General features: G+C 64.1%; 13 protein-coding genes. 3 read left to right on the top strand and 10 right to left on the bottom strand.

All coding sequences use genetic code 11. The features are described 5' to 3' along the window. Nucleotides 1–4 precede the first annotated feature (4 nt). A complete protein-coding gene (locus tag P3C39_RS26745) occupies nt 5–1,684 on the top strand; it encodes a hypothetical protein (protein WP_275954718.1) in 1,680 nt (559 codons plus the stop codon). Between the two features lie 202 nt (nt 1,685–1,886). Here P3C39_RS26745 and P3C39_RS26740 read toward each other — a convergent pair whose 3' ends face one another. Next, complete coding sequence (locus tag P3C39_RS26740) at nt 1,887–2,105, bottom strand: hypothetical protein (protein ID WP_013532292.1); 219 nt, start codon at nt 2,103–2,105, stop codon at nt 1,887–1,889. A gap of 290 nt (nt 2,106–2,395) precedes the next feature. Here P3C39_RS26740 and P3C39_RS26735 point away from each other — a divergent pair, with 290 nt between their 5' ends. After that, the gene (locus P3C39_RS26735; protein WP_013532293.1) at nt 2,396–3,400 is read left to right on the top strand and encodes a L,D-transpeptidase; all 1,005 of its coding nucleotides are present in this window, start codon (nt 2,396–2,398) and stop codon (nt 3,398–3,400) included. Nucleotides 3,401–3,486: 86 nt separating this feature from the next. Here P3C39_RS26735 and P3C39_RS26730 read toward each other — a convergent pair whose 3' ends face one another. Next, nucleotides 3,487–4,173 (bottom strand): D-lyxose/D-mannose family sugar isomerase, encoded by a 687-nt coding sequence (locus P3C39_RS26730; RefSeq protein ID WP_013532294.1) that lies wholly within the window; start codon nt 4,171–4,173, stop codon nt 3,487–3,489. A 190-nt stretch (nt 4,174–4,363) separates the two neighbouring features. Between P3C39_RS26730 and P3C39_RS26725 the strand changes: the two genes are divergently transcribed. After that, on the top strand, nt 4,364–5,422 hold the full coding sequence (locus P3C39_RS26725; RefSeq protein WP_275954761.1) for a D-TA family PLP-dependent enzyme: 1,059 nt from the start codon (nt 4,364–4,366) through the stop codon (nt 5,420–5,422). 21 nt (nt 5,423–5,443) lie between these two features. On the opposite strand, the gene P3C39_RS26720 is transcribed toward P3C39_RS26725, so the two are convergent. The 8 genes from P3C39_RS26720 to hutI all read right to left on the bottom strand — a co-directional run bounded on the left by P3C39_RS26720 (nt 5,444) and on the right by hutI (nt 23,431). After that, entirely contained in the window at nt 5,444–6,220 is a 777-nt protein-coding gene (locus tag P3C39_RS26720; RefSeq protein WP_275954719.1) for a heme ABC transporter permease, read from the bottom strand. Nucleotides 6,221–6,327: 107 nt separating this feature from the next. Further along, the gene (locus P3C39_RS26715) at nt 6,328–8,109 is read right to left on the bottom strand and encodes a glucan ABC transporter ATP-binding protein/ permease (protein WP_013532297.1); all 1,782 of its coding nucleotides are present in this window, start codon (nt 8,107–8,109) and stop codon (nt 6,328–6,330) included. A 510-nt stretch (nt 8,110–8,619) separates the two neighbouring features. Further along, entirely contained in the window at nt 8,620–17,202 is an 8,583-nt protein-coding gene (locus P3C39_RS26710) for a glucoamylase family protein (protein WP_064995466.1), read from the bottom strand. Nucleotides 17,203–17,468: 266 nt separating this feature from the next. After that, nucleotides 17,469–18,056, bottom strand: coding sequence for a HutD family protein (locus tag P3C39_RS26705; RefSeq protein ID WP_224620261.1), 588 nt, complete (start codon nt 18,054–18,056; stop codon nt 17,469–17,471). An 85-nt stretch (nt 18,057–18,141) separates the two neighbouring features. Continuing rightward, nucleotides 18,142–19,812: a urocanate hydratase gene (gene hutU / locus P3C39_RS26700; RefSeq protein WP_013532300.1), complete on the bottom strand. Its 1,671-nt coding sequence runs from the start codon at nt 19,810–19,812 to the stop codon at nt 18,142–18,144. Nucleotides 19,813–19,839: 27 nt separating this feature from the next. Beyond that, entirely contained in the window at nt 19,840–20,658 is an 819-nt protein-coding gene (gene hutG / locus P3C39_RS26695) for an N-formylglutamate deformylase (RefSeq protein ID WP_275954720.1), read from the bottom strand. Continuing rightward, nucleotides 20,658–22,199 carry a histidine ammonia-lyase gene (gene hutH / locus P3C39_RS26690; RefSeq protein WP_027162456.1) on the bottom strand — a complete coding sequence of 514 codons (1,542 nt, stop codon included), beginning with the start codon at nt 22,197–22,199 and terminating at the stop codon, nt 20,658–20,660. Before hutH ends, hutG begins: the two co-directional genes overlap by 1 nt. After that, nucleotides 22,196–23,431 (bottom strand): imidazolonepropionase, encoded by a 1,236-nt coding sequence (gene hutI, locus P3C39_RS26685; protein ID WP_275954721.1) that lies wholly within the window; start codon nt 23,429–23,431, stop codon nt 22,196–22,198. Before hutI ends, hutH begins: the two co-directional genes overlap by 4 nt. Between the last annotated feature and the right edge of the window lie 2 nt (nt 23,432–23,433).

Below are 23,433 nucleotides of genomic sequence, written 5' to 3'. Positions count from 1 at the left end.
CGACATGGACCGCTTCGACCTCGGCACCTACCGCCGCCCCATCTCCACTCGCTCGACAGAAACCCAGCGTTGGTTCGATATTGGCCTTAACTGGTGCTACGGCTTCAACCATGAGGAAGGCATCAAGTGTTTTGAGAAGGCGCTGGAAACAGATCCGGACTGTCCGATGGTCCATTGGGGCATCGCCTATGCCGCTGGACCTTTCTACAATCTGACCTGGAAGGAACATGGCGAGGCCGAGGCCGACAGCGCGACCAAGCGCTGCTTCGAGCATGTCCAGCTGGCGCGGGCCAATGCGGCTGCCGCCAGTGAGATCGAGAAGCGGCTGATCGAGGCGCTGGCCGCCCGCTTCCAGAAGCCACACCGGGTGAGCCTGGAGGAATTCGAACGTTGGGATGACGCCTATGCCGCCGCGATGCGGCTTGTGTATCGGGACTTTCCCGATGACCATGATGTGATGGCACTGCTGGTCGAAGCACTGATGATGCGCACGGTGCGGCGGCTGTGGAACCTCAAGACCGGCGCGCCGGCGCCGAATTCCGATGTCGTCGAGGCGCTCGACGTCTGCGAGCGGTCGATCCGGCTTGCCGATGAGGCCGGCGCAGCACAACATCCGGCGATCGTCCACCTGCACATCCATCTCCTGGAAATGTCCACGATGCCGGAGCGCGGCATGCGGTCAGCGGATCTGCTCGGCGAAATGTGCCCCGATGCCGGGCACATGAACCACATGCCGGGGCACATCTATGTGCTGTGCGGCGAGTATGAAAAGGCAAAGCGCGCCAGCGAAAAGGCGGTGCGCGCCAACGACCTCTATCTCGCCTATGCCGACGAGCCGACCTACTATTTGCTCGGCTGCTGCCACGATCTGCATCTGATGATGTTCACCTGCATGTTGTCGGGCCAGCACCAGCCTGCATTGTGGGCGGCCGACAGGGTGCGCAGCCTGGTCGCGCGCGACGTGGTCGCCATCCAGGGCCGGCCCAAGCTCACGCAGACGGTGGAAGGCTACCATGCGATGAAATCGCATGTGCAGGTGCGCTTCGGCCGCTGGCAGGAGATCATCGACGAACCGGTCACCGAGGAGCCGGGCCTCTATGTGCTGACGGCGGCCATGCAGCGCTACGCCAAGGGTGTGGCGCATGCGACGCTCAAGCATTTCGCTGAGGCTGAACGTGAGCGCGAAGAGTTCCATCGGCATCTGAAAGGCATTGCGCCCGAGCGGCGCTTCCTCAGCAACCCGGCGCAAGCTTCGCTGGCTGTCGGTGCCGCCCTGCTCGACGGCGAGCTGGCGTACCACCAGGGCCGGCATGAGGAGGCGTATGGCCATTTGCGGCAGGCGGTCGAGCTTGACGACAATCTGTCCTACACCGAGCCGTGGGCCTGGATGCACCCGCCGCGCCATGCGCTGGCGGCGCTGCTTCTCGACCAGGGTCACGCGCAGGAAGCAGAACAGGTCTATCGCGACGATCTGGGCCTGAGCGGCACGGTGCAGCGCTGTGCCCAGCATCCGAACAATGTCTGGGCATTGCACGGGCTTGTGGAATGCCTGAAACGGCGCGGCGAGACCGATGAATTGCCGACATTGCAGACAAGCCTTGCAGCGGCGCTGGCCAAGGCGGACGTACCGATCACCTCGTCCTGCCTGTGCAGGACGAGCGCGCAGCAAGGCTGCTGTCACTGACGCGAAGTCTGCCTGTCGCCACTGTTGCGGCCGATCGGCTAGAGCAATTCCAGGAAAAGTGTGAAACGGTTTTCCGTCCGGAATTGCGTCAAAACAAGGAGTTAGAGCGGGTCGCCGTTTCCGTGAAACGGTGAACTGCTTTAGCCAAACAAATTGTCGACCAGATCGTCGTTGGCGGTGGAAACCTCGCCGCCCGGGTATGTCACCTGCCGATCAGCCAAGGCTCCATGCTGCGTCGCCCCACGCCTTCGATCAGCACGGAACAGTCTATCTCATCGTGAAGTTGGGCGTTTGGGTCAGACGAAAGCCAGGAAGCATAGGAGCGAAGCTGCTTGAGCCTGGCTGTTTTCTCAAGCCGTGCCTGGCGCTCATCCTCGGCTGGTTGAGCCGGTCCTTTGTTCTTCTGGGCAGGAAATTGCATCCTGGCTCTCCTCGGTCACCGAGCCTGTGGAGACGGACTCAATCGGGCGTTGGCCCGTTGTCGCTCCGGTCTCTGCAGTTCTGAAGCCAACACATGCGCTGACGGGAGTCGCCATTCATCTTGATGATGGCGGACCCTTATCAACAATGCACCCGCGCCACCGCCGGGTGCTCCTGGTCCGGGTTCACTGCGCGCACGGCACTCGGCAGTCGGACGCAACTGCAGGAAATGGAACCAGATCGGCCGTGCGACGTCATAGAAGCAGGTGTCCATACGGGAGTGTGACCTCCATGATCAGGCTCGTTCTTGTCGCGGTCGCCATGCTCGTCATCGCATGCGATGCAACGGCGGCGGCAAAACTGGACGCTGCCGCCGTCAACAACGCCCAATTTGACGGCAGCGAAGCGAAAGGCGTCAGTGCGACCGTGCTGAAGGCGCAAATCCTCCTGGATCGTGCACGCTTCTCGCCAGGCCTGATCGATGGCCGCCAGGCAGAGAACTTCACCCGGGCAGTCAGTGCGTTCCAAGCGGCCAACGGATTGCCTGCCGACGGCAAGCTCACCCGCGAGACATGGGACAAGCTGGTCGCGACCTCCTCGCGCCCCGCGATTGAGACCTACGATTTGACACGCAAGGATGTGCATGGGCCGTTCACCAGGCGAATTCCTGCGCGCATGGAGAGGATGGCCCGCCTGCCCAGGCTGGCCTACCACAATGCCCTGGAAAAGATGGCGGAGCGCTTCCACATCAGCGAGCAACTGCTTGAACGGCTCAATCCCGGCATCGGCTTCAGGAAGGCGGGGCAAAAGCTGCTCGTGCCAGCTGTCACCCGAGGTGATCCGCCGCAAGACATCGCGAGCGTCGAGGTCGACAAGAGCGCTCGCCAGGTTCGGGTGCTTGACCCTTCCGGCAAAGTGCTTGCGACGTACCCCGCCTCGATCGGAAGTCAGGAGAAGCCCGCGCCGAGTGGCCAGGCGGAGGTCAAACGCGTGGTGCACCACCCAACCTATCATTACGATCCCGAGTTTGCCTTCAAGGGAGTGAGGAGCAAGCGCCCCTTCACGATCGCTGCCGGGCCAAACAATCCGGTGGGATCGGTCTGGATCGACTTGTCCATCGATAGCTACGGCATTCACGGGACTCCGGACCCAGGCAAGATCGGAAAGACCTTCTCGCATGGTTGCATCAGGCTGACCAACTGGGATGCCGAAGACCTCGCCTCTGAAGTGCAAAAAGGCACAAAGGTCGTCTTCAAGGACGAAGCGGCAGGATCGGTCGAACAAGGATCGCAGTAGGTAGGCGCTACGGCCTACCCACTTTCGACCGTGTGACTAGTCACACGGTCGTGTGACTGGCGTCGCCGAGGGCGTGGAGCGGCCCCTTACCCCAGCCACTTCTCGTAGTCGGACACCAGCAGATGGATCGGGGCAACGTCTTCGTCGATGTTGGAAAAACGGCCGATCGGTTCGCGAAACACATTGTCGGTGAGATCGTCGTTGACGGTCGAGACCTCGCCGATCAGCACATCCTTGCCCTCGGCCCAAAAGGCATGCCAGACGCCGGGCAGCAGCGTGACGCTCTGGCCCGGGTCGAGCTTCAGGAGCCCGCCCGCAGGCAGCCTGTGGATGGTTCCGTCGACAGGCACCGAAACCTCGGCCTTGGGATCGATGCCGCCGTCGCGGTCATGCATAAACAGTTCCAGCACCAGCTTGCCGCCGCCACGGTTGATGATGTCCTCGGCCTTGATGTTGTGGCGATGCATCGGCGACAGCTGGTCCTTGCGCGAGATCATGATCTTCTCGGCATAGAGCATGCCCATGCCCTTCTTCATGTCCTCGTAGCGGCCATTGCGAACGGTGAACAGGAACAGGCCGAGTTCCCTGAATTTCTCTTGCCCGTAATCGGTGATGTCCCAGCCGAGCCGCGAGGTGAACACCGCCGACGAGTCGACCTGGCGCGCCTTCGCCTCCTGCGGCGACCAATAGGCGAAGGGCGGCATGATGTAGCCGAACGAGCGGATGAAAGCGTCGGCTTCGCGGATGATGTCGTTGATGGCGGAGCGCTTCATGATCATGATCCCTTCGTATCGATTTGTCTGGCAAATCGCATAGCCGAACGTCGATGCGGTGTCGATCCATCTCGCCGCCTGCCCGGTCTTGCGCTTAGGCGCATGGACCACAGATCCGCTTCGCTGGCCGCGTGACATCGCGGATTTTCAGGGCCATAAAACCCGCGGATTCCTCATGGGGTGAAAGATGATGCCGACCGTCCACGACCTCGATACGCCGTCGATTCTCATCGACGCCGCGCGCGCCGAAGCCAACATTGCCCGCGCCCAGGCGCATGCCGACAAGAACGGGCTGAAGCTCAGGCCGCATATCAAGACGCACAAATTGCCCTATTGGGCGAAGAAGCAGGTGGCGGCCGGCGCCGTTGGCATCACCTGCCAGAAGATCGGCGAGGCCGAGGTGATGGCCGATGCCGGGCTGGCCGATATTTTTCTTCCCTACAACATCCTTGGGCGCGCCAAGCTGGAGCGGCTTCTGGCGCTGCACGGGCGCGTCACCCTGTCGGTGACAGCGGACAGCATGGAGACGCTCGAAGGGCTGGCAACCACCTTCACCGATGCCGGTCATCGTCTACCGGTGCTGGTCGAATGCGACACCGGCATGGGACGCTGCGGCGTGCAGTCGGCCGATGAAGCGGTTGCGCTGGCAAGACAGATCGACAGAGCCGGTGGCCTCGCCTTCGGAGGACTGATGACCTACCCGGCCGCCGGGAAGGCAGCGGAGGCCGAAGCCTGGCTCGCCGACGCCAAGCAGGCGCTGGCCGCATCGGGCCTCGCCTGCGAACGCATCTCCAGCGGCGGCACGCCGGATATGTGGCGCTCCAGCGATACATCTGTTGTCACGGAGTATCGTCCAGGCACCTACATCTATCTCGACCGCTATCAGGTCGCCAAAGGCGTCGGCACGCTCGACGATTGCGCGCTGACGGTGCTGTCGACGGTGGTCAGTCATCCCACCGCGACGCGCGCTATCCTCGATGCCGGCAGCAAGGCGCTGTCCAGCGACACGCTGGGTCTCGCCGATTTCGGCGAGTTGCCCGGCGTGCCGGGAGCGCGGGTGACGGGGCTGAGCGAGGAGCACGGCACCGTCACGCTTTCGGGTGACGGCAGGCTGCGCATCGGCGAGCGCGTGCGTGTCGTGCCCGACCATTGCTGCGTCGTCACAAACTTGTTCAACGAGGTCAACCTGGCCGACGGCGACAAAGTGCTGGAAACGCTGCCGGTGGCGGCGCGCGGAAGGATGGGGTGAACTAAGAAGCGTCTTGCCTTCTCACACAAGGGGAGAAGGGGGAGAGCGCTCCGCCTGCCGAGCCGCGACCCTGCGCATGGCGATAATCCTGCGACGGCGGATTTCGGTGCGCATCGCCATCAGGTGCAGCGCGAAGAACAGCACGGTGAAGCCGAGCGCCATGACCAGCAGCGGCCACAGCAGGCTGGGGTCGATGGTGGAGCCGCCCATGCGGAACACCGAGGCCGGCTGATGCAGCGTGTTCCACCAGTCGACCGAGAACTTGATGATCGGGATGTTGATGAAGCCGACCAGCGTGATGATGGCGGCGGCCCAGGCGGCGCGGCTGGCATCGTCGAGCGCACGGGTCAGCGCGATGATGCCGAGATACATCAGGAACAGCACGAAGACCGAGGTCAGCCGCGCATCCCAGACCCACCAGGTGCCCCACATCGGCTTACCCCAGATCGAACCGGTGATCAGCGCCAGCGCGGTGAAGACCGCACCGATGGGGGCGGCTGATTTCAGCGCGACATCGGCCAGCGGATGCCGCCAGACGAGCGTGCCGAGTGCGGAAACCGCCATCAGCGTGTAGCACATCATGGCCAGCCAGGCGAAAGGCACGTGGATGTACATGATGCGAACGGTGATGCCTTGCTGGAAATCCTCAGGCGCGGCAAAGCTCATATAGAGCCCGACTGCGAGGGTCAGTGCGGCGATCGTGGCCAGCCATGGCACGACCTTGTCCGCCAGCCCGACGAAGCGCGTCGGGTTGGCGAGATCCATCCAGCTTGTTAGGCGTGAAGTCGTGTCGCTCATGCGGTTCTACATAAACCGCCGCGGCGTTCGGGGCAATCGAGCGGTGGTGTCGCAGGGCTGCAGCGCTTTGCCTTCTCCCCTGTGGGAGAAGGCAGAGACGTGCCTGATCAGGCGGCCGCTTCCTGCTGTTGCAGCACGGTGCGGCTGAGGCGGCGGACCTCCTCGTCGTTGAGCAGGCCGCCAGCGCGCAGCAGGCTGGCAAAGCGGCCATTGCGCAGCGACAGCTCGGTGAAGCCGCCCATCTCGACCACCCTGCCCTTGTCCATGAACACGACCAGATCGGCGTCGCGAACGGTGGTCAGGCGGTGGGCGATGATGAAGGTGGTGCGGTCGCGGCGCAGTTCGTCGATCGCTTCCTTGACGCGGTCCTCGGTCTCGACGTCGAGCGCGCTGGTCGCCTCGTCGAGCACCAGGATCGGTGCGTCCTTCAGCACGGCACGGGCAATGGCGATGCGCTGACGTTCGCCGCCCGACAGCTGGCCGCCACGTTCGCCAACCACCGTGTCGTAGCCATTGCTCTTGGACAGGATGAAGTCCTGTGCGGCAGCCGCATTGGCAGCGGCATGGATCTCGTCATTGCTTGCATCGGCGCGGCCGACACGAATGTTGTCCTCGATCGAGCGGTTGAGCAGGCCGGCATCCTGGAACACCGTGGCGATCGAATGGCGCACCGACTTGCGGGTCACGGTGCGGGTGTCGATGCCGTCGATCAGGATACGGCCATGGGACGGCGAGAAGACACGCTGCAGCAGGTTGATGAGCGTGGTCTTGCCGGCACCCGTCGGGCCCACGATGGCGACGGTCTGGCCCGCCTGCACCTCGAAGGACACGTCGTCGATGCCTTGGCCGGAATTGGCGAATTCAAAGCCGACATTCTCGAAGCGCACATGGCCGGTGACGTTGGAAAGATCGCGCAAGCCGTCCGGCTCGGCGGAATCAGCCGCGGAGTCCTCGAGATGGTAGAAATCCTCGAGCTTGGCACGGGCCTCGGAAATCTGGTTGGCGAAAGCCGACATCTGGTCGAGGCGAGCGATCAGCATCGTGGCAAAACCGGTGAAGGCAATGACGTCGCCGACACCCAACTGACCATGAGTCACGAGATAGGAGCCGATCGACAACACGATCAGCATCGAGATTGCCGATGACAGACGGTGCAAGGCATTGGCCAGCGCCCACCAGTCGAGCACAGGGTTCTGCGCGTCGAGCAGGTTCTTGACGTAGCGGCGCAGCGTATCGGCCTCGTGGCCGAGCCGATTGTAGCTCTGCAGCACCGCAACGTTGCTGACCGAGTCGGTCACATGCGCGAACACCTTGTGGTAGTGGCGCTCGACCGCGGCCTGGCCCGCCTTGGTGCGGCGCATGACCATCCGGCCGATGCCGACATAGAGCAGCCCGAGGCCAAGCAGCACCAGCGACATGCGCAGGTCCATGCTGATCGCGGTCGGGACCAGCAGCACGAGGGCGACAGCCGTGGACAGATGCTGGCGCATGAATTCGAGCCAAAGGCTGAACAGGGTTTCGACGGCGCGCAGCATCGTGTGCAGCGCATTGGAGGTGCCGTGCTGATGGTGCCAGGCGAGCGGCATGGTGATCACGCGCTCGAACGACTCGCAAAGCACTTCGCTGCGCCGAGCATGGGCGAAACGGTCAGCGCCGCGCGCCACCATGACGAAGGCAACGATGTTGAAGGCGCCGAGACCGGCCCACATGACCAGCGTGGTGAAGACAGAGCCACGCTCGGAGATGGCGCCGATGACGCGACCGAACATAATCGGCTCGAGAAGCGCTACGATGGCGAGAGCCACGTTGGCCGAACAGATCAACGCAACGCGTTTCCTGTCCGCGGCCAGATAACCGAGAGCTCGCCAGTAGATTTGCAGAAGGGTCACCCCAGTTACTCCGCCACGCTGTTTATTGTGCACTGCATCATTTTATTCGTACCGGTTGATACGTCGCAAAACAATGGCCGTGTACCCCTTCAGTTCCCTTAGAGCGAACAAAAGATGGCGACGTTCCGAAATCTGCCGTGATCACCTAACGGTTTGAGAAGACAGGTAAAATGTCAGGCATGCGGCGAAATCATGGCAGTTGGCACGTGCTGCCATAATTTTAATCAGCAACAATGTCGGGCGGATGACTGAGGCCGAAATCGCCTTTCGCGAAGTATAAAGCAAAACAAAGCTGCAGGATGCCCTTCCAGGCGAAGGGTGGCCAAACCCTCACCGCTCGCGGCTACTCCTATGGGACGCCTCAAGCCTTTGATTTCATAGACCTCTCGGCGAGATGCCCGTCAACGGCAGACGGCAACGCCAGGCGGGATGGGGCCTCTCATCCGCCGTGGTGACAAAAGTCGCGGCCCGGAACCCCGCCCCGAGCGCATGCTTTTTGGGCAACAGGCCTCAGGCCGGGATCCTGACGACAACCTCGGCAACTTCGCCGTCCTTCAGCTCGACTGCCGAAGCCTTGGTCTTTGCCCCATTCACCTCCAGCGACACGGCCTTGGCCTTATTGTCGCGGATGACGCGAACCTTGAGTTCCGCCCCCAGCATTTTGAGATTTGCCGAGTACCCATCCCAGTGGCTTGGCAGCTTCGGCTTGAACTGGACACGCTTGCCGCGCCGTTCGATGCCCAGAATGCCTTCGACTGCAGCCCTGTAGAGCCAGCCGGCAGAGCCGGTGTACCAGGTCCAGCCGCCACGGCCGCCCTTGCCGTTGCCGGCATTGTCGTCCCCGGCATAGATGTCGGCCGCCACGACATAGGGCTCCACTCGATAGTGCTCGGCCGTGGCCTCGTCGGTCGCGTGGTTGACGGGATTCAGCATCGAGAAACAACGATAGGCCTCGTCGACCTGCCCCATCTCGGCAAGCGCGATGACGAACCATGTGGCGGCGTGGGTGTACTGGCCGCCATTCTCGCGCACGCCAGGCGGATAGCTCTTGATGTAACCGGGGTCCTTTTCCGTCTTCGAGAATGGCGGCGTGAACAGCTTGACGATCTTCAGCTTGTCGTCGACGAGCAGCTTCGTTGCTTGCTCCATGGCGGTGGTCGACCGTGCCGGGTCGCCCTCTCCCGAAAGCACGCTCCAGGACTGGGCGATCGAGTCGATCTTGCACTCCTGCGAGTTGCGAGACCCCAAAGGCGTGCCGTCGTCGAAACTGCCGCGCCGGTACCATTCGCCGTCCCATGCGGTGCTCTCAAGCGCCCGCTTCAGAACATCGGCATGCTTTGCCCAGGCCTGTGCTCGCTTGGCATCACCCTCGGTCTTGGCGACGGGCGCGAAATCGCCCAGCGTCTTCAGCAGGAACCAGCCGAGCCAGACGCTCTCGCCCTTGCCGTGCTCGCCGACGCGGTTCATGCCGTCGTTCCAGTCGCCGCCGAGGATCAGCGGCAGGCCCGCGGGGCTGCTGCGCTTGATGGCGAGATCGAGCGCACGCGCGCAATGGTCGTAGAGCGTCGCTGTCTTCTTCGAGATTTCCGGGGTGAAGAAGGCATCGTGCTCGCCCTCGCCCAGCGGCTGTCCATCGATGAAGGCCAATTGCTCCTTGAGGATGGAGGCATCGCCAGTGACCAGCAAATAGCGCGCCGTAGCGTGGGCAAGCCAGACCACGTCGTCGGAGATCAACGTGCGTACGCCAGCACCCGTGCGCGGCAGCCACCAGTGCTGCACGTCGCCTTCGGGGAACTGCCGCCGCGCCGCGTTGAGGATCTGGTCGCGCGCCAGCTGCGGGTCATGTGCCAGCAGCGCCAGCGTATCCTGCAACTGGTCGCGGAAGCCGAAGGCGCCGCTGGCCTGATAGAAGGCCGAGCGGGCGCGGATGCGGCAGGCCAGGCTTTGATAGGGAAGCCAGTGGTTGACCATGGCGTCGAGCGCCTTGTCGGGCGTCTCGACCTGGATGGTGTCGAGGAAGCCGCGCCATTCGCGCTCATTGTCGGCCAATCGCTGGTCGAAGTCCTTGGCCCGATGCTCCTGCACCAGCGCGCTCGCCTCCTCGACCGACTCGGCGTCGCCGAGCAGCCAGAGCAGCGTCACGTCGCCGCCTGCCGGGATCTCGACGTCGCGGGCAATCGCCGCGCACGGATCGTCGCCGGCCTCGACACGGCCAGACAGCGCCGCACCGCTCAGCACCGCCTGCGGTAGCTCGCTGGAGCCATGCCGGCCCAGGAACTCCGATCGGTCTGTCGTCACCGAATGGACGCCGCCGTCGGCCGCCAGGAACGCAACCCGCTCGCCGAAATCCAGCCCGTAGGGGTTTTGTGCGAGCAGCGCCCCACTGGCGGCATCCCGCGACGGGACGATGGTTGCCGCAGTGCGCGACCGATGCCCGCCGAGCACCCATTCGGCATAGGCATAGACACGCAGCCGCGCCGGCACCGAGCCGGAATTCTGGATGCGCAGCCGCGAGATTTTCAGGGAATCGACCGGATCGACGACATGGGTAAGGTCCATCGACAACGGTCCGCGCTTCGAGCGGAAGGTCGAGAAACCCTGGCCGTGCCAGGCCTCGTAGGTCATCGAGGGATCGCGCACCATGGCGGCGAGCGGCGAGAATGCCTTGCCGCTGGCCTGATCGTAGATATAGAGGCCCTCGCCCGGGCGGTTCGAGACCGGATCATTCGACCACGGCGTCAATTGGTAGTCGCGGCTGTTTCGGCTCCAGGTGAAGGCTGCGCCCTCGGCGGAGGTGTGGAACCCGAACGAGGCGTTGGAGACGACGTTGATCCACGGCTGCGGCGTCGTGCGCCGCCCGGCCAGGCGCACGACATAGTGCCGTCCGTCGCCGTCGAAACCGCCAAAGCCGTTCCATTGGCTGAGTCCGCTGCCATCGGCGCTGACATTGGCCACCGCCTGCGAGGCAGGAGTATGCGTCGTGGGTGTCGGCGACGGCAATTCACGCGGAATCGGCAACGTTGCCAGAGCATCCCGCGCCTGCAGGGCCGCCGCCTCGGCGCGCTCGATCTGGTCGAAGATGGTGCCGTTGCGCGTGTGCAGGACGACGCGGGCGACGGCGAGCAGCGTCTTGTAGGTGGTCTCGTCCATAAGATCGCGGCGCACCGCGAAAATGTGCTGGCGCGGCCCGAGCTCCTTGCCGCGCAGACGGCTGTTTTCGCACAGCGTCTCGACCGCCCGCTGCAGGTCCTGGACATAGGAGGACGCCTGCTCGTTGACGACGACGAAGTCGATCATCATGCCGCGGGTGCGCATATATTCCTGGAACCGCAGCGCCTGAGCGACGATTTCGAGATCGGCGACATCGCCGATCCTGACCAGGAAGATCGGGAAATCGCCGGAAATGCTTGTCGGCCACAGGCTCGACTGCTTGCCCAGCCCCGAGGCGATGGATTCGGCGGGAAGACGCAGGAACGGATCCGGATAGATCAGATAGCGCGCCAGCTTCTGCACATTGGCGGCATCGGTCAGGCTGAGGCCCATGTGGCGGGTCTGCACCTGGCTCCGCGTCCAGGCAAGCATGGCCTGGCGGGCAAAGCTCTCCGGATGGTCGAGGCGGGCGATGGCTTCGTCCAGTTCGGCACGGCCGGCGCCGACAACCGTCCAGAAGGTCAGCGATATCTTCTTGTTGGCCGGCACGCGCACCTGGCGGCGCAGCGAGGCGACGGGATCGAGCGTAAAGCCTGAGTGGCCGCCCAGCCTGGCGCCCGGGTCGAAAGCGGCTGCGTCGACGATGGTGCGGCCACGGCCGATGAAGGCGCGCCTGTCGGTCTCGGCCTCGGCGTCGCGCGCCGATCCGGACGGATCGGTGACGAAATGCACCATGGCGATATCGGGCTCGCTGGTCTCGCGCTTGCGCCGCGTGGCGAAGATCGCCGCGTTGTTCGCAGAGATTTCGGTTTCCACGAACATCTTCGAGAAGGCCGGATGCGCGTTGTCGGACGCCTCCAGGCCGAGCACCAGCTCGGCAAAGGAGGTCACTTCGATGTGACGGTCGGACGGACCGTCATTGTAGAGCGTGACCCGACGGCCCTCGCCATTGCCTTCCGAGATGACGATACATTCGACCTCGGAGCGCAACGTGCCCACCGATTTGACGAAGCTCGCCTTGTCGTCGGAGAACAAGGTCTGCGCCTTTTCCTCGGCGGCTCGCTTCGGTTCGGCTGTAGCCGACCACCAGTCGCCGGTGCCGGCGTCACGCAGGAAGATGTAGGAGCCGAGCCGGTCCTCGGTCGGATCCGGCTGCCAGCGGGTGACGGAGAGATCGCCCCAGCGGCTGTAGCCCGAGCCGGTCGCGCTGACCATCACCGAATAGCGGCCGTTCGACATGACGTTGGTCGACCGCAGCGACTGCAGCGGATTGAGCACGATGCGGGTGTCGGGGCTGTCGACTTCGGTCTCGTCCTTGGAGCGTTCGTCGGCCTCGGTCCTGACGGTCGCGGTCGGGATGTCGCGCGGCGCCCTCTCCTGCAGCAAGAGTTCGGCCGATTCGATGACCGGATCGCTGTGGAAGCGGTCGCGCATGCGACCTTCGAAGATGGCGTCGGCAACCGCCGCGATCGACATGCCCGAATGGTGGGCCATATAATTCTGGACGACGACATGGTCCGTGCCTTCCGGCACGCGCTGTGGCGTGAAGTCGACGGCATCGTAGTAGCCGTGGCGGCCGAGCGCCCCGATCTCCCGCAATCGGGCGAGATTCAGCACGGCTTCACGCGGATTGAACTGGGCCGCCAGTATGGTGGCGTAAGGCGCGATCACCGTGTTCTGGCCAAGACCGCGCTTCAGCCCGAGGCCTGGAACGCCGAAATTGGTATATTGGTAGGTCAGTTCGCGGTCGCGGGCATTGTAGGCGGCCTCCGAAATGCCCCACGGCACGTTCTTCTGGCGGCCATACTGGATCTGGCGCTTGATGATCAGCTTGCTGGTCTGGTTGAGGATTGAGCCCTGCGGCTCCTTCATGACCAGCGGCGGCATCAGATATTCGAACATCGAGCCGGACCAGGACATCAGCGCGCCCTGGAAACCGATTTCGACGATCGGCCGGCCAAGCCTGAACCAGTGCTCGGTCGGCAGATCGCCCTTGGCGATGGCGAACAGGCTGGTCAGCCGTGCTTCGGAAGCCAGAAGGTCGTAGCAGCTTTCGTCGAGCTGGTGTTCCTCGACCCGGTAGCCGATCGACAGCAGCTTGCGCTCCGGCCGCATCAGGAAGGAGAAATCCATCTCGAAGGCATAGCGGCGGGTGCGCTCGCGTAAGGTGAGCAGCTTGGCACGCAGCGCCTCGACGGCATTGTCGTCGCTGTGCGCGTCATGGACGTGCGCTTCGCAGGTGGCTTCCAGCCTTGCCGCCCAGTCGACGATGACGTCGCTCTGGGGCGACACCGCCTCGGTATGGATGGCGGTGGCCAATTTGCGGATCTCGCCTGCCAGCACAGCCAGGTTGATGGTGCGGATCGACGCCATTTCGGGCTGCGCCTTGATGGTGTCGACAGCGCGCCGCATGCCGTCGAGACGGTCGGCGAGGCGCTGGCGCAGCGGGCGCAGCTGACGGCGGTCGTCGGGCAGATCATCGAGGCTTTCGCTGAGGATGGTGACCGTGTCCAGAATGCCTTCGAAATCGCCCTGGAGGTGGACGGAGGGCGCCTCCGCCCATTCGGCGCAGGCGGCCGCCACCGCCACCAGATGGCCGGCCAGATTGCCGCTGTCGACTGCCGAGATGTAAAGCGGATAGAGCGGCTTCAGCGTCGTGGTGTCGTACCAGTTGAAGAGGTGACCGCGCTCACGCGGCATGCCCTCGATCGTGGCCATGGTGGCGTCGATGCGGGTGATGGCGTCGGACAGGCTGATCCAGCCGAAGTCGCGGGCGGAAACGACGGACAGCAGGTAGACGCCGATATTGGTGGGCGAAGTACGAGGCGCCACCACCGGTGCCGGGCTTTCCTGGAAATTGTCGGGCGGCAGATGGTGATGCTCTGCCGTCACGAAGCTTTCGAAATAATGCCATGTGCGCCGCGCCACCGTGCGCAACGTATGGATATCGGCCTGCGATATGCGCAAGCGATCCTCGGTTTCAGCCGAACGGCTGATCCAGCTGGCGATGGCGGGCGAGCCAATCCAGAACAGCGCGAAGAAGAAGGCAACGAAGGCGCCGGTCGAATCGGCCAGTACCGGAATGGCAAGGCCGACGAAGCCGATGATCACGGCGCCATACATCATGCCGTAATACGAACCGACATCGTTGTCGCCCGCCTTGTGCGCCTGCGAGGCGGTGCGCCATTCCAAAAGGTTCTGGCGGCTGACGAACAACCGATAGAGCGTGCGCACGATGGCATCGCCCATCATCCAGGCGTTGTGCGCCATCAGGACGATCTTCAGCGCCACCATGGCGGTGCCGAAGGCGACGTCGCGTGCCAGGGCCGAGAAATGGCCGCGTGGCGTCTGGTCGCCGCTCTTGGGCAGGATGGCGTTGACGATGTCGAATGTCGGCGCCATGAACAGGCTGAGGATCAGCAGGGCCTGCCATTGCGCGGCCTGTGTGAAGGGCAGCAGCGTCCAGCCGGCAATCGCCGCCATCACCCAGAAGATCGGCGTCAGCGAGCGGCGCAGATTGTCGATCATCTTCCAGCGCGACAGCGCCGGCACGCCGGAGCGCGGATCGAGCATGAAGCCGAGCAACTGCCAGTCGCCGCGTGCCCAGCGATGGTGGCGCGAGGCGTCGACCGAGTAGCGGGTCGGATAGTCCTCGACCAGTTCGACGTCGGTGACCAGCGCCGAGCGCGCCAGCGCGCCTTCCAGCAGATCGTGGCTGAGGATGGTGTTTTCCTCGATGCGGCCCTGCAGGGCGGCCTCGAAGGCGTCGACGTGATAGAGGCCCTTGCCGGTGAAGGACCCGTCGCCGAAAACGTCCTGATAGAGATCGGACACGGCAAAGACATAAGGGTCGAGGCCGCGATTGGCCGAGAACACCCGCTGGAAGAACGACGCATCGTCGCCTGATGTCAGCGACGCGGTGATGCGCGGCTGCAGGATCGCGTAGCCGGCGGTGACGACGCGCTTGCTGGCATCGAAATGCGGCCGGTTGAGCGGGTGGCAGAGCTTGCCTACGAGGGTGGCGACCGCGTCACGGGTGGTGCGCGTGTCGGCATCGAGCGTCATCACGTGGACGACGTTCTCCGGCAGCGGCACGTCGAGCGGCAGGAACGTGGTGTCGCTGTCGCCGCGCAGCAGAAGGTCGAGTTCATGCAGCTTGCCGCGCTTGCGCTCCCAGCCCATCCACGACCCTTGCGCCGCATTGAAGAGCCGGCGCCGGTGCAGGATATAGAAGCGCGGCGCGCCTTCGGAGGGATAGCGTGCGTTGAGGCGAGCGATCTCGGCACGCGCGAATTCGAGGATTTCGGTGTCGGCAGCATCGATCTCGGTCTTCGAGTCCGGCCAGTCCGACAGCAGCGCGAAATGGATTTCATCGGCCGTGTTGGCGAGATGATGCACCTCGATATTGCGGATGTTTTCCTCGACATCGTCGCGCGAGCCGATCAGCGACGGCACCACCACCAGCGTGCGCGCCTCGGGCGGCACGCCGTGCCGGTAATCGTAGCCGACGAGGCGCGTCGGTTTCAGGAACAGCGAAACGACCGTGTTGAAGAAGGCGAGCGCGCCCTCGCTGGCCGGCACGGCAAAAAGCGCCAGCATGAGGACGATCGAGGGCACCGACAGGCCGAGATTGGCAAGCGCGTTGCCGGAGAGGACGAGAAGCAGCGCCGTCAGCGCAAACACGGGTACGACGATGCCGAGCCAGCCGGTCTTGCGGAAGGCACGCTTGACTGTCTGGCTGATGGTGGGTCGATAGCCGATCGCCTTCTCCAGCTCGAGCCGGCGTGGGCCGACGAGAAAGAAGCCGACATCGGTGTGGGCGGACCCGGTTAAAACGACGTCGCCGTCGCCATCGCTGGCGGCGTGGCCGGCCAGCTCGATGGCCTTCTCGGCGACGCGATATTCCGAAAGGTTCGAGCGGCGCGCCAATTCCTCGATCGCGGTCCGGTACTGGTCGCGCGAGAAGAAGTCGAGCGCGGCGAAATCGGTGCGCTCGCGCAGCACGGTGTCGATGCGGCTGACGCCTTCGAACCACACGGTCCAATCGACGTCGTTGATGAGGCGCAGGCCACGAATGATGTTGCCCGTCGTCACATTGCCGCTGGACAACGTGTGATGTTCGGAAATGATGATTTCCTCGGCATCGGAGCCGGTCTTTTCGAGCTCGCCTTCCAGCCACTCCAGAGCCTTGCCGGCATTCTGCGAGCCATCGCGCAGGCGATAGAGCAGCTGGGTGGCGAAGGTGGTGTCCTGTGCGTGTGCGCTGAAATTGGACAGGATCGACTGCCGGTCGGCGCTGTCGTCGGTGGCCAGGACATTGTCGGCCACATCGTTGGCGATCTGACGCATCTGACGGGTTCGATTGACCCTGACCGCCAGCCGGCGCAGATTTTCGATCAGCACGAAGCGCAACAGCGAAGGCAGCGCCCAGAGTTCGCCGATCTTCAGCGGCTCGACCGACTGAAAACCCTGGACGATGGACTTGAACATCGTCGCCGAAACGGAACTGTCCGAATGTGCGACATAGGTCCAGGCCAGCGCCAGCGCGCGCGGCACGCTGCCGCCGTCAGGCAGTTTCAAGGTCGGCAGCTGGCGATAGAAGCGGCGCGGCAGGTCGCGCTTGACCTGGAAAATGGTCTCTTCGACCAGGTAATTGTTGTCGAGCAGCCATTGTGCCGCCGGCGTGATCGTCTCGCCCCTCGCCTGCGCCGCATTGGTCGACCGGTAGACTTCCAAAATCTTCTTGGCGCTGTCGCGGATACGGGCCTGAAAATCGAAGGGCGTCAGGCCGAACAGGTCGGTGAGGTCGCCTTTCGCCAGGCTTTCACCGAGCAGCCGAAGGCGCTCTTCGGGCAGGTAATTGGAGCGGATCGGCTCTTCGGTGATGGCCGGGAAGCTCGCGCTTGTCTTCTCGATTTGGGCAGGATTCGTCTGAATATTCATTGAAAATTCCGTAAGCGGGCACTGAGCGGCGTCACCGCCACGGCAATGGCCCTAAAACCGGTTCAAATGCAATTGGTTGCATAAACCCCACTTGCCGAAAGTTTGTTTCCGCACCACGACAGGGCGTCGTCTCTCAGCAAAACTCAAAGACAAGCACCCCACTTCCCGCCAGCCAGATCGGCGGAGAGGATTCAGGCTTTTTCGTGATGCCGCCAGCAGCTTACGCTATATTTCGCCGGTACCGCGATCATGTTTGGAAACAAGCGTTAATCGTTGCCGGCGATGGCGCGGATCCGGATCACGTACAGCGTTGCCTCATGGGCGGGTTGGACAAGCAGGCCGGTGCTGACCGGCCCGGACAGCAGAGTGTCAAGCGGCCCGAGGCGAACCGGTTCAGCGGCGGGCACACTGATGTCGCCGTCCAAGCACAGGATGAGCGTTGTGCCGGCTTCAGTCCGGATTTCCACGGGGGCCGAAATCACCAGGCGTTCGACCGAATGCGTCATCCGGCTTCGGCGGGTCATGACATTGAGATCGGTGATCGGTCCGCCGATCAGCGCGGCCGAGGTCTGCGCGTCGGCCGGGAAAGAAAACAGGGCGGTCGTCCTGTTTATAGATCTCGGCGGGTAGCCCGCAATCTCGAGGACGATGCCCTCGCCTTCGAGCACGGCAAGGGTGCGATCGATGCCGGCAAATTGCGAGAACGGACCGCTCGATTCGACACGCGCCATCGACACGCGCCAGTCGAAATCGTTTAGCCCGGCACCGGGCGGCGAGACGGCGATTTCCGTCGTCACGCCGCCGCCGTTCTTCCACGGCATCGACCGGTATTCGGCTGCCCGCAGGATGCGCATACCTAGCCCTCCGCTATGGTCACGGGCGTTCGAAACTCGAAAAGCCGATTCCGCGGCTTTTCGCCTGCCTGCGGCCGGACGTTTCTCACCCGAGAATGCCGGGCAGGTTGAGCTGGTGCTCCTTGGCGCATTCGACGGCGATTTCGTAGCCGGCATCGGCGTGGCGCATGACACCGGTCGCCGGGTCGTTCCACAACACCCGCTCCAGGCGCCTGGCGGCTTCGCGCGTGCCGTCGGCGACGATGACCATGCCGGCGTGCTGCGAGAAACCCATGCCGACGCCGCCGCCATGGTGCAGCGACACCCAGGTGGCGCCCGACGCCGTGTTGAGCAGCGCGTTGAGCAGCGGCCAGTCGGATACCGCGTCCGATCCGTCCTTCATCGATTCCGTTTCGCGGTTCGGCGAGGCGACCGAGCCGGAATCGAGGTGATCGCGACCGATGACGACAGGCGCCTTCAGCTCACCCTTGGCCACCATCTCGTTGAAGGCGAGGCCGAGCCTGTGGCGGTCGCCAAGGCCGACCCAGCAGATGCGCGCCGGCAGACCCTGGAAGGCGATGCGCTCGCGCGCCATGTCCAACCAGTTGTGCAGGTGGGTGTTGCCGGGCGTCAGTTCGCGCACCTTGGCGTCGGTCTTGTAGATATCTTCCGGATCGCCCGACAGAGCTGCCCAGCGGAAGGGACCTATGCCGCGGCAGAACAGCGGACGGATATAGGCCGGCACGAAGCCGGGGAAGGCAAAGGCGTTCTCGAACCCCTCCTCCTTGGCCACCTGGCGGATGTTGTTGCCATAGTCGAGCGTCGGCACGCCGGCGTTCCAGAACGCCACCATCGCCTCGACATGTTCGCGCATGGAAGCGCGGGCCGCCTTCTCGACCGCCTTGGGGTCGCTGACGCGCTTCTCGCGCCACTCGGCCATCGTCCAGCCCTTCGGCAGATAGCCATTGATGGGATCATGCGCCGAGGTCTGGTCGGTGACCATATCGGGGCGAATGCCACGCCTGAACATCTCCGGGACGATCTCAGCCGTATTGCCAAGCAGGCCGACCGACTTCGCCTCGCCGGCCTTGGTCCAGCGTTCGATCTTTTCCAGCGCCTCGTCGAGCGTCTCGGCGCGCTCGTCGACGTAGCGGGTGCGCAGGCGAAAATCGATCGAGTCCGGGTTACATTCGATGGCGAGACAGCAGGCGCCGGCCATGACGGCGGCGAGCGGCTGGGCGCCACCCATGCCGCCGAGGCCGCCGGTCAGGATCCATTTTCCCTTGAGATTGCCGCCATAGTGCTGGCGACCGGCCTCGACGAAGGTCTCGTAGGTGCCTTGCACGATGCCTTGCGTGCCGATGTAGATCCACGAGCCGGCCGTCATCTGGCCGTACATCATGAGGCCCTTCTTATCGAGCTCGTTGAACTTTTCCCAATTCGCCCAGTGCGGCACCAAATTGGAGTTGGCGATCAGCACACGCGGGGCGTCCGGATGGGTGCGGAAGACGCCGACCGGCTTGCCCGACTGGACCAGCAAAGTCTCGTCATCGGCCAGCGTCCTCAAGGAGGCGACGATGCGGTCGAAATCGTTCCAGGTGCGCGCCGCCCGGCCGATGCCGCCATAGACGACCAGTTCGTTGGGATTTTCAGCAACATCCGGGTCGAGATTGTTCATCAGCATGCGCAGCGGCGCTTCCGTCAGCCAGGAGCGCGCGCTGATTTCGGTGCCGCGCGGGCTGCGGACTTCGCGGATGTTGTGGCGAGGATTGTTCATGGCGTCACTCCATAAGAGGATCTGATGTCAGACACGCGCCCAGGACGTCGCGGTCTCGAGGATTTTCCGCAGGGTGGCGCGGATCGGTGCTGCGAACTCGGCGTCATAGGGCACCGGCCAATTGTCCGGCGTGCCCTTGCCATCGGGCTCGCGCATATAGATGCGGTTGGAGAGTTCCATCTGCAGTGCGTGCACGCCTTGTTGCGGCTGGCCGAAATGGCGTGTGATCCAGCCGCCCTTGAAGCGGCCGTTGATGACAAAGGTTTCACCGGTTTCGGCCATGATCTGGCCGACCATCGCCTGCAGCGTCGGATCGGCGCTCCTGCCGTCATTGGTGCCGAGATTGAAAACCGGCAGCGTGCCTTCAAACAGGCGCGGCAGCACTGAACGGATCGAGTGGCAGTCATAGAGCACGATCTTTTCGTGTAGCCCGCGCAACCGGCCGATCTCGGCCTGCAAGGCGGCATGGTACGGCACGAAGAATTCCTCGCGACGCTCGTCGATCTCCGACGGCCCCGGTTCTTCGCCCTCGCGATAGAGCGGATCGCCATCAAAGGTCTCGGTCGGGCAAAGGCCCGTCGTCGCCTGGCCGGGGTAAAGCGAGGCGCCGGAGGGATCGCGGTTGACGTCGATGACGGTGCGGGAGATCGCGGTGTGCACCACCGTCGCCCCGAGGCCGGCGGCAAAGTCATAGAGATTATCGATCCACCAATCGCAGTCGCGGCGGCCGAGCCAGGGCGAGACCAGCCGATTCTCAAGGCCGGCGAGGTCGACGCCGGTATGTGGTATCGACACCAGCAACGGGGCTGTGCCGGGCGTGACCGTCAGCCAGGGCGCGCTTGCCATCACACCGCTCCGGAAATCGACGGCAGAGCCACACCGCCGGCGGCCTCGATGGCCGCACCGCTGCGCACCATGGCGATGGCTTTTTCCATATCGGGGTGGAAATGGCGGTCATTGTCGAGATGCGGCACTTCGGCCCGCACCAGCCTGCGCACCGCCTCCAGGGCGTCGCTCGAGGCCAGCGGCGCGTGGAAATCGCAGCCTTGGGCCGCGGCCAGCAGTTCGATGCCGATCACCGCGGTGGCGTTCTCGACCATGCCGATCAGCCGGCGCGCGCCGTGCGCGGCCATCGAAACATGGTCCTCCTGATTGGCCGAGGTGGGGATCGAATCGACTGATGCCGGATAGGCTTTCTGCTTGTTTTCGGAAACGAGCGCCGCCGCCGTCACCTGCGGGATCATGAAGCCGGAGTTCAGGCCGGGCTTGGGCGTCAGGAAGGCCGGCATGCCGGAAAGTGCCGGATCGACAAGCATGGCGATGCGGCGCTCCGACAGCGAGCCGATCTCGCAGACGGCGAGCGCGATCATGTCGGCGGCGAAGGCCACCGGCTCGGCGTGGAAATTGCCGCCGGAAAGCGCGGTGTCATCCTCGGCGAAGATCAGCGGATTGTCGGTGACGCCGTTGGCTTCGGTGCCCAGCGTGTCGGCCGCCTGGCGCAGCACGGTGAGTGCCGCGCCCATCACCTGCGGCTGGCAGCGCAGGCAATAGGGATCCTGCACGCGTTCGTCGCCAACCCGGTGCGATTCACGGATGGCGCTGCCGGCCATCAGATTGCGCAGGGCGTCGGCCGTCTCGACCTGGCCGGGATGCTTTCTCAGCACATGGATGCGCGGATCGAAGGGTGCGTCGGAGCCTTTTGCCGCGTCGGTCGACAGGGCACCGGCGACCAGCGCCGATTGGTAGAGCACTTCGGCCTCGAACAAGGCGGCCAGCGCATAGGCGGTCGAAAACTGGGTGCCGTTGAGCAGCGCCAGGCCCTCCTTGGCGCCCAGTGTCACCGGTTCCAGGCCATGCGAGACGAAGGCGACCTTGGCCGGGAAACGGCCATGTGGGGTAAAACATTCGCCGACACCGATCATCACCGCCGTCATGTGCGACAACGGGGCGAGGTCGCCGGAGGCGCCGACCGAACCCTGCGCCGGCACCACCGGGATGACGTCGTTGGCCAGCATCGCTTCCAGCAACTCGATGGTTTGCGGCCGCACACCCGACGCGCCCTGCGCCAGGCTGGCGAGCTTCAGCGCCATCATCAGCCGGCAAACGGCAACCGGCATCGGCTCGCCGACGCCGGCGGCGTGCGACAGGACGATGTTGCGCTGCAAGGTCTCGAGATCCTCGGCCGGGATGCGGACGCTGGCCAGTTTGCCGAAGCCGGTGTTGATGCCATAGACCGGCTCGCCCTTGGCGACTATCCTGGCGACGGCCTCGGCGCTCGCCTTGATTTTCGGCCGGCAGGCATCGTCCAGCTTGGGCACGGCGCCACGATAGATGGCGCGCCAGTCGGCCAGCGTCGCATTGCCGGGCTTCAGGGTCAGTTCGGTCATTGTCCTCTCCAGATGCGGGCATGCAGCGGGTTGAAGCCCATGCGATAGACGAGTTCGGCGGGGCGCTCGATGTTCCAGATCGCCAGGTCGGCGGATTTTCCGGCTTCCAGCGTGCCGGTTTCTCCCAGCAAACCAAGCGCGCGGGCCGCCTCCCGGGTGACGCCGGCAATGCATTCATCGACGGTCAGGCCGAACAGGGTCGCCACCATGTTCATGGTCAGAAGCAGCGAGGTCAGCGGCGAAGTGCCGGGATTGTTGTCGGTGGCGACAGCCATCCTGACGCCGTGCTGGCGAAACAGGCCGATCGGCGGCTTCTTGGTTTCGCGAATGAAATAGTAGGCGCCGGGCAGGATCATCGCCACGGTTCCGGCCTTGGCCATCGCCGCTGCACCTGCCTCATCGGTGTATTCGAGATGGTCGGCCGACAGCGCACCGTAACGGGCGGCGAGTTCGGCGCCATGCAAATTGGACAGTTGGTCGGCATGAAGCTTGACCGGCAGGCCGGCCGCCTTTGCAGCATCGAAGACGCGCACCATCTGTTCCGGCGAAAAGGCGATGCCCTCGCAGAAACCGTCGACGGCATCGGCCAGCCCCTCGGCGGCAACCGCCGGGAGAATTTCCTTGGCGACCAGATCGATAAAGGCGTCCTTGTCACCCTTGGCTTCCGGCGGCAGCGCGTGGGCGCCGAGGAAGGTCGTGCGGATCGTCACCGGCCGCTGGTTGCCCAGCCGCCGTGCGGCACGCAGCGACTTCTTCTCGTTTTCGAGGTCCAGGCCGTAGCCTGATTTTACCTCCACGGTGGTTACGCCCTCGGCGATCAGCGCATCGAGGCGTGGCAGTGATTGGGTGACCAGTTCGCTCTCGCTGGCGGCGCGCAGCGACTTGACCGAGGAGACTATGCCGCCACCAGCCCGGGCGACCTCTTCATAAGTGGCGCCGGCCAGCCGCATCTCGAATTCGTTGGCGCGGTTGCCGGCATGGACCAGATGGGTGTGGCAGTCGATCAGGCCGGGTGTGATCCAGCGGCCCTCGCAATCAACCGTCTCGGCGCCCTGGGCAAGTGTCGGGGGCAGCTCCGACTCGGGGCCGGCATAAACAATGCGGCCGTCACGCGCAGCGACCGCGCCATGTTCGACGACGCCAAGTCCGGCAGACCCGTCGGCCATTGTCGTCAGCCGCGCATTGCGCCACAGACGAAGATCCCCTGCCCGGCTTTTGCTCTTTGAAGCCATCA

Origin of the sequence: Mesorhizobium sp. XAP4 (assembly GCF_029269325.1) — a bacterium.
In the GTDB taxonomy this organism is placed as follows: Bacteria; Pseudomonadota; Alphaproteobacteria; order Rhizobiales; family Rhizobiaceae; genus Mesorhizobium; species Mesorhizobium ciceri.
The sequence above is the reverse complement of the archived record's forward strand: the minus strand, read 5'-3'. Positions and strand labels throughout refer to the sequence as shown.

Coding starts and splice junctions, on each gene's coding strand:
- P3C39_RS26745 (WP_275954718.1), top strand. CDS start 5: ATGGACCGCTTCGACCTCGGCACCTACCGCCGCCCCATCTCCACTCGC.
- P3C39_RS26740 (WP_013532292.1), bottom strand. CDS start 2,105: ATGCAATTTCCTGCCCAGAAGAACAAAGGACCGGCTCAACCAGCCGAG.
- P3C39_RS26735 (WP_013532293.1), top strand. CDS start 2,396: ATGATCAGGCTCGTTCTTGTCGCGGTCGCCATGCTCGTCATCGCATGC.
- P3C39_RS26730 (WP_013532294.1), bottom strand. CDS start 4,173: ATGAAGCGCTCCGCCATCAACGACATCATCCGCGAAGCCGACGCTTTC.
- P3C39_RS26725 (WP_275954761.1), top strand. CDS start 4,364: ATGCCGACCGTCCACGACCTCGATACGCCGTCGATTCTCATCGACGCC.
- P3C39_RS26720 (WP_275954719.1), bottom strand. CDS start 6,220: ATGAGCGACACGACTTCACGCCTAACAAGCTGGATGGATCTCGCCAAC.
- P3C39_RS26710 (WP_064995466.1), bottom strand. CDS start 17,202: ATGAATATTCAGACGAATCCTGCCCAAATCGAGAAGACAAGCGCGAGC.
- P3C39_RS26705 (WP_224620261.1), bottom strand. CDS start 18,056: ATGCGCATCCTGCGGGCAGCCGAATACCGGTCGATGCCGTGGAAGAAC.
- hutU (WP_013532300.1), bottom strand. CDS start 19,812: ATGAACAATCCTCGCCACAACATCCGCGAAGTCCGCAGCCCGCGCGGC.
- hutG (WP_275954720.1), bottom strand. CDS start 20,658: ATGGCAAGCGCGCCCTGGCTGACGGTCACGCCCGGCACAGCCCCGTTG.
- hutH (WP_027162456.1), bottom strand. CDS start 22,199: ATGACCGAACTGACCCTGAAGCCCGGCAATGCGACGCTGGCCGACTGG.
- hutI (WP_275954721.1), bottom strand. CDS start 23,431: ATGGCTTCAAAGAGCAAAAGCCGGGCAGGGGATCTTCGTCTGTGGCGC.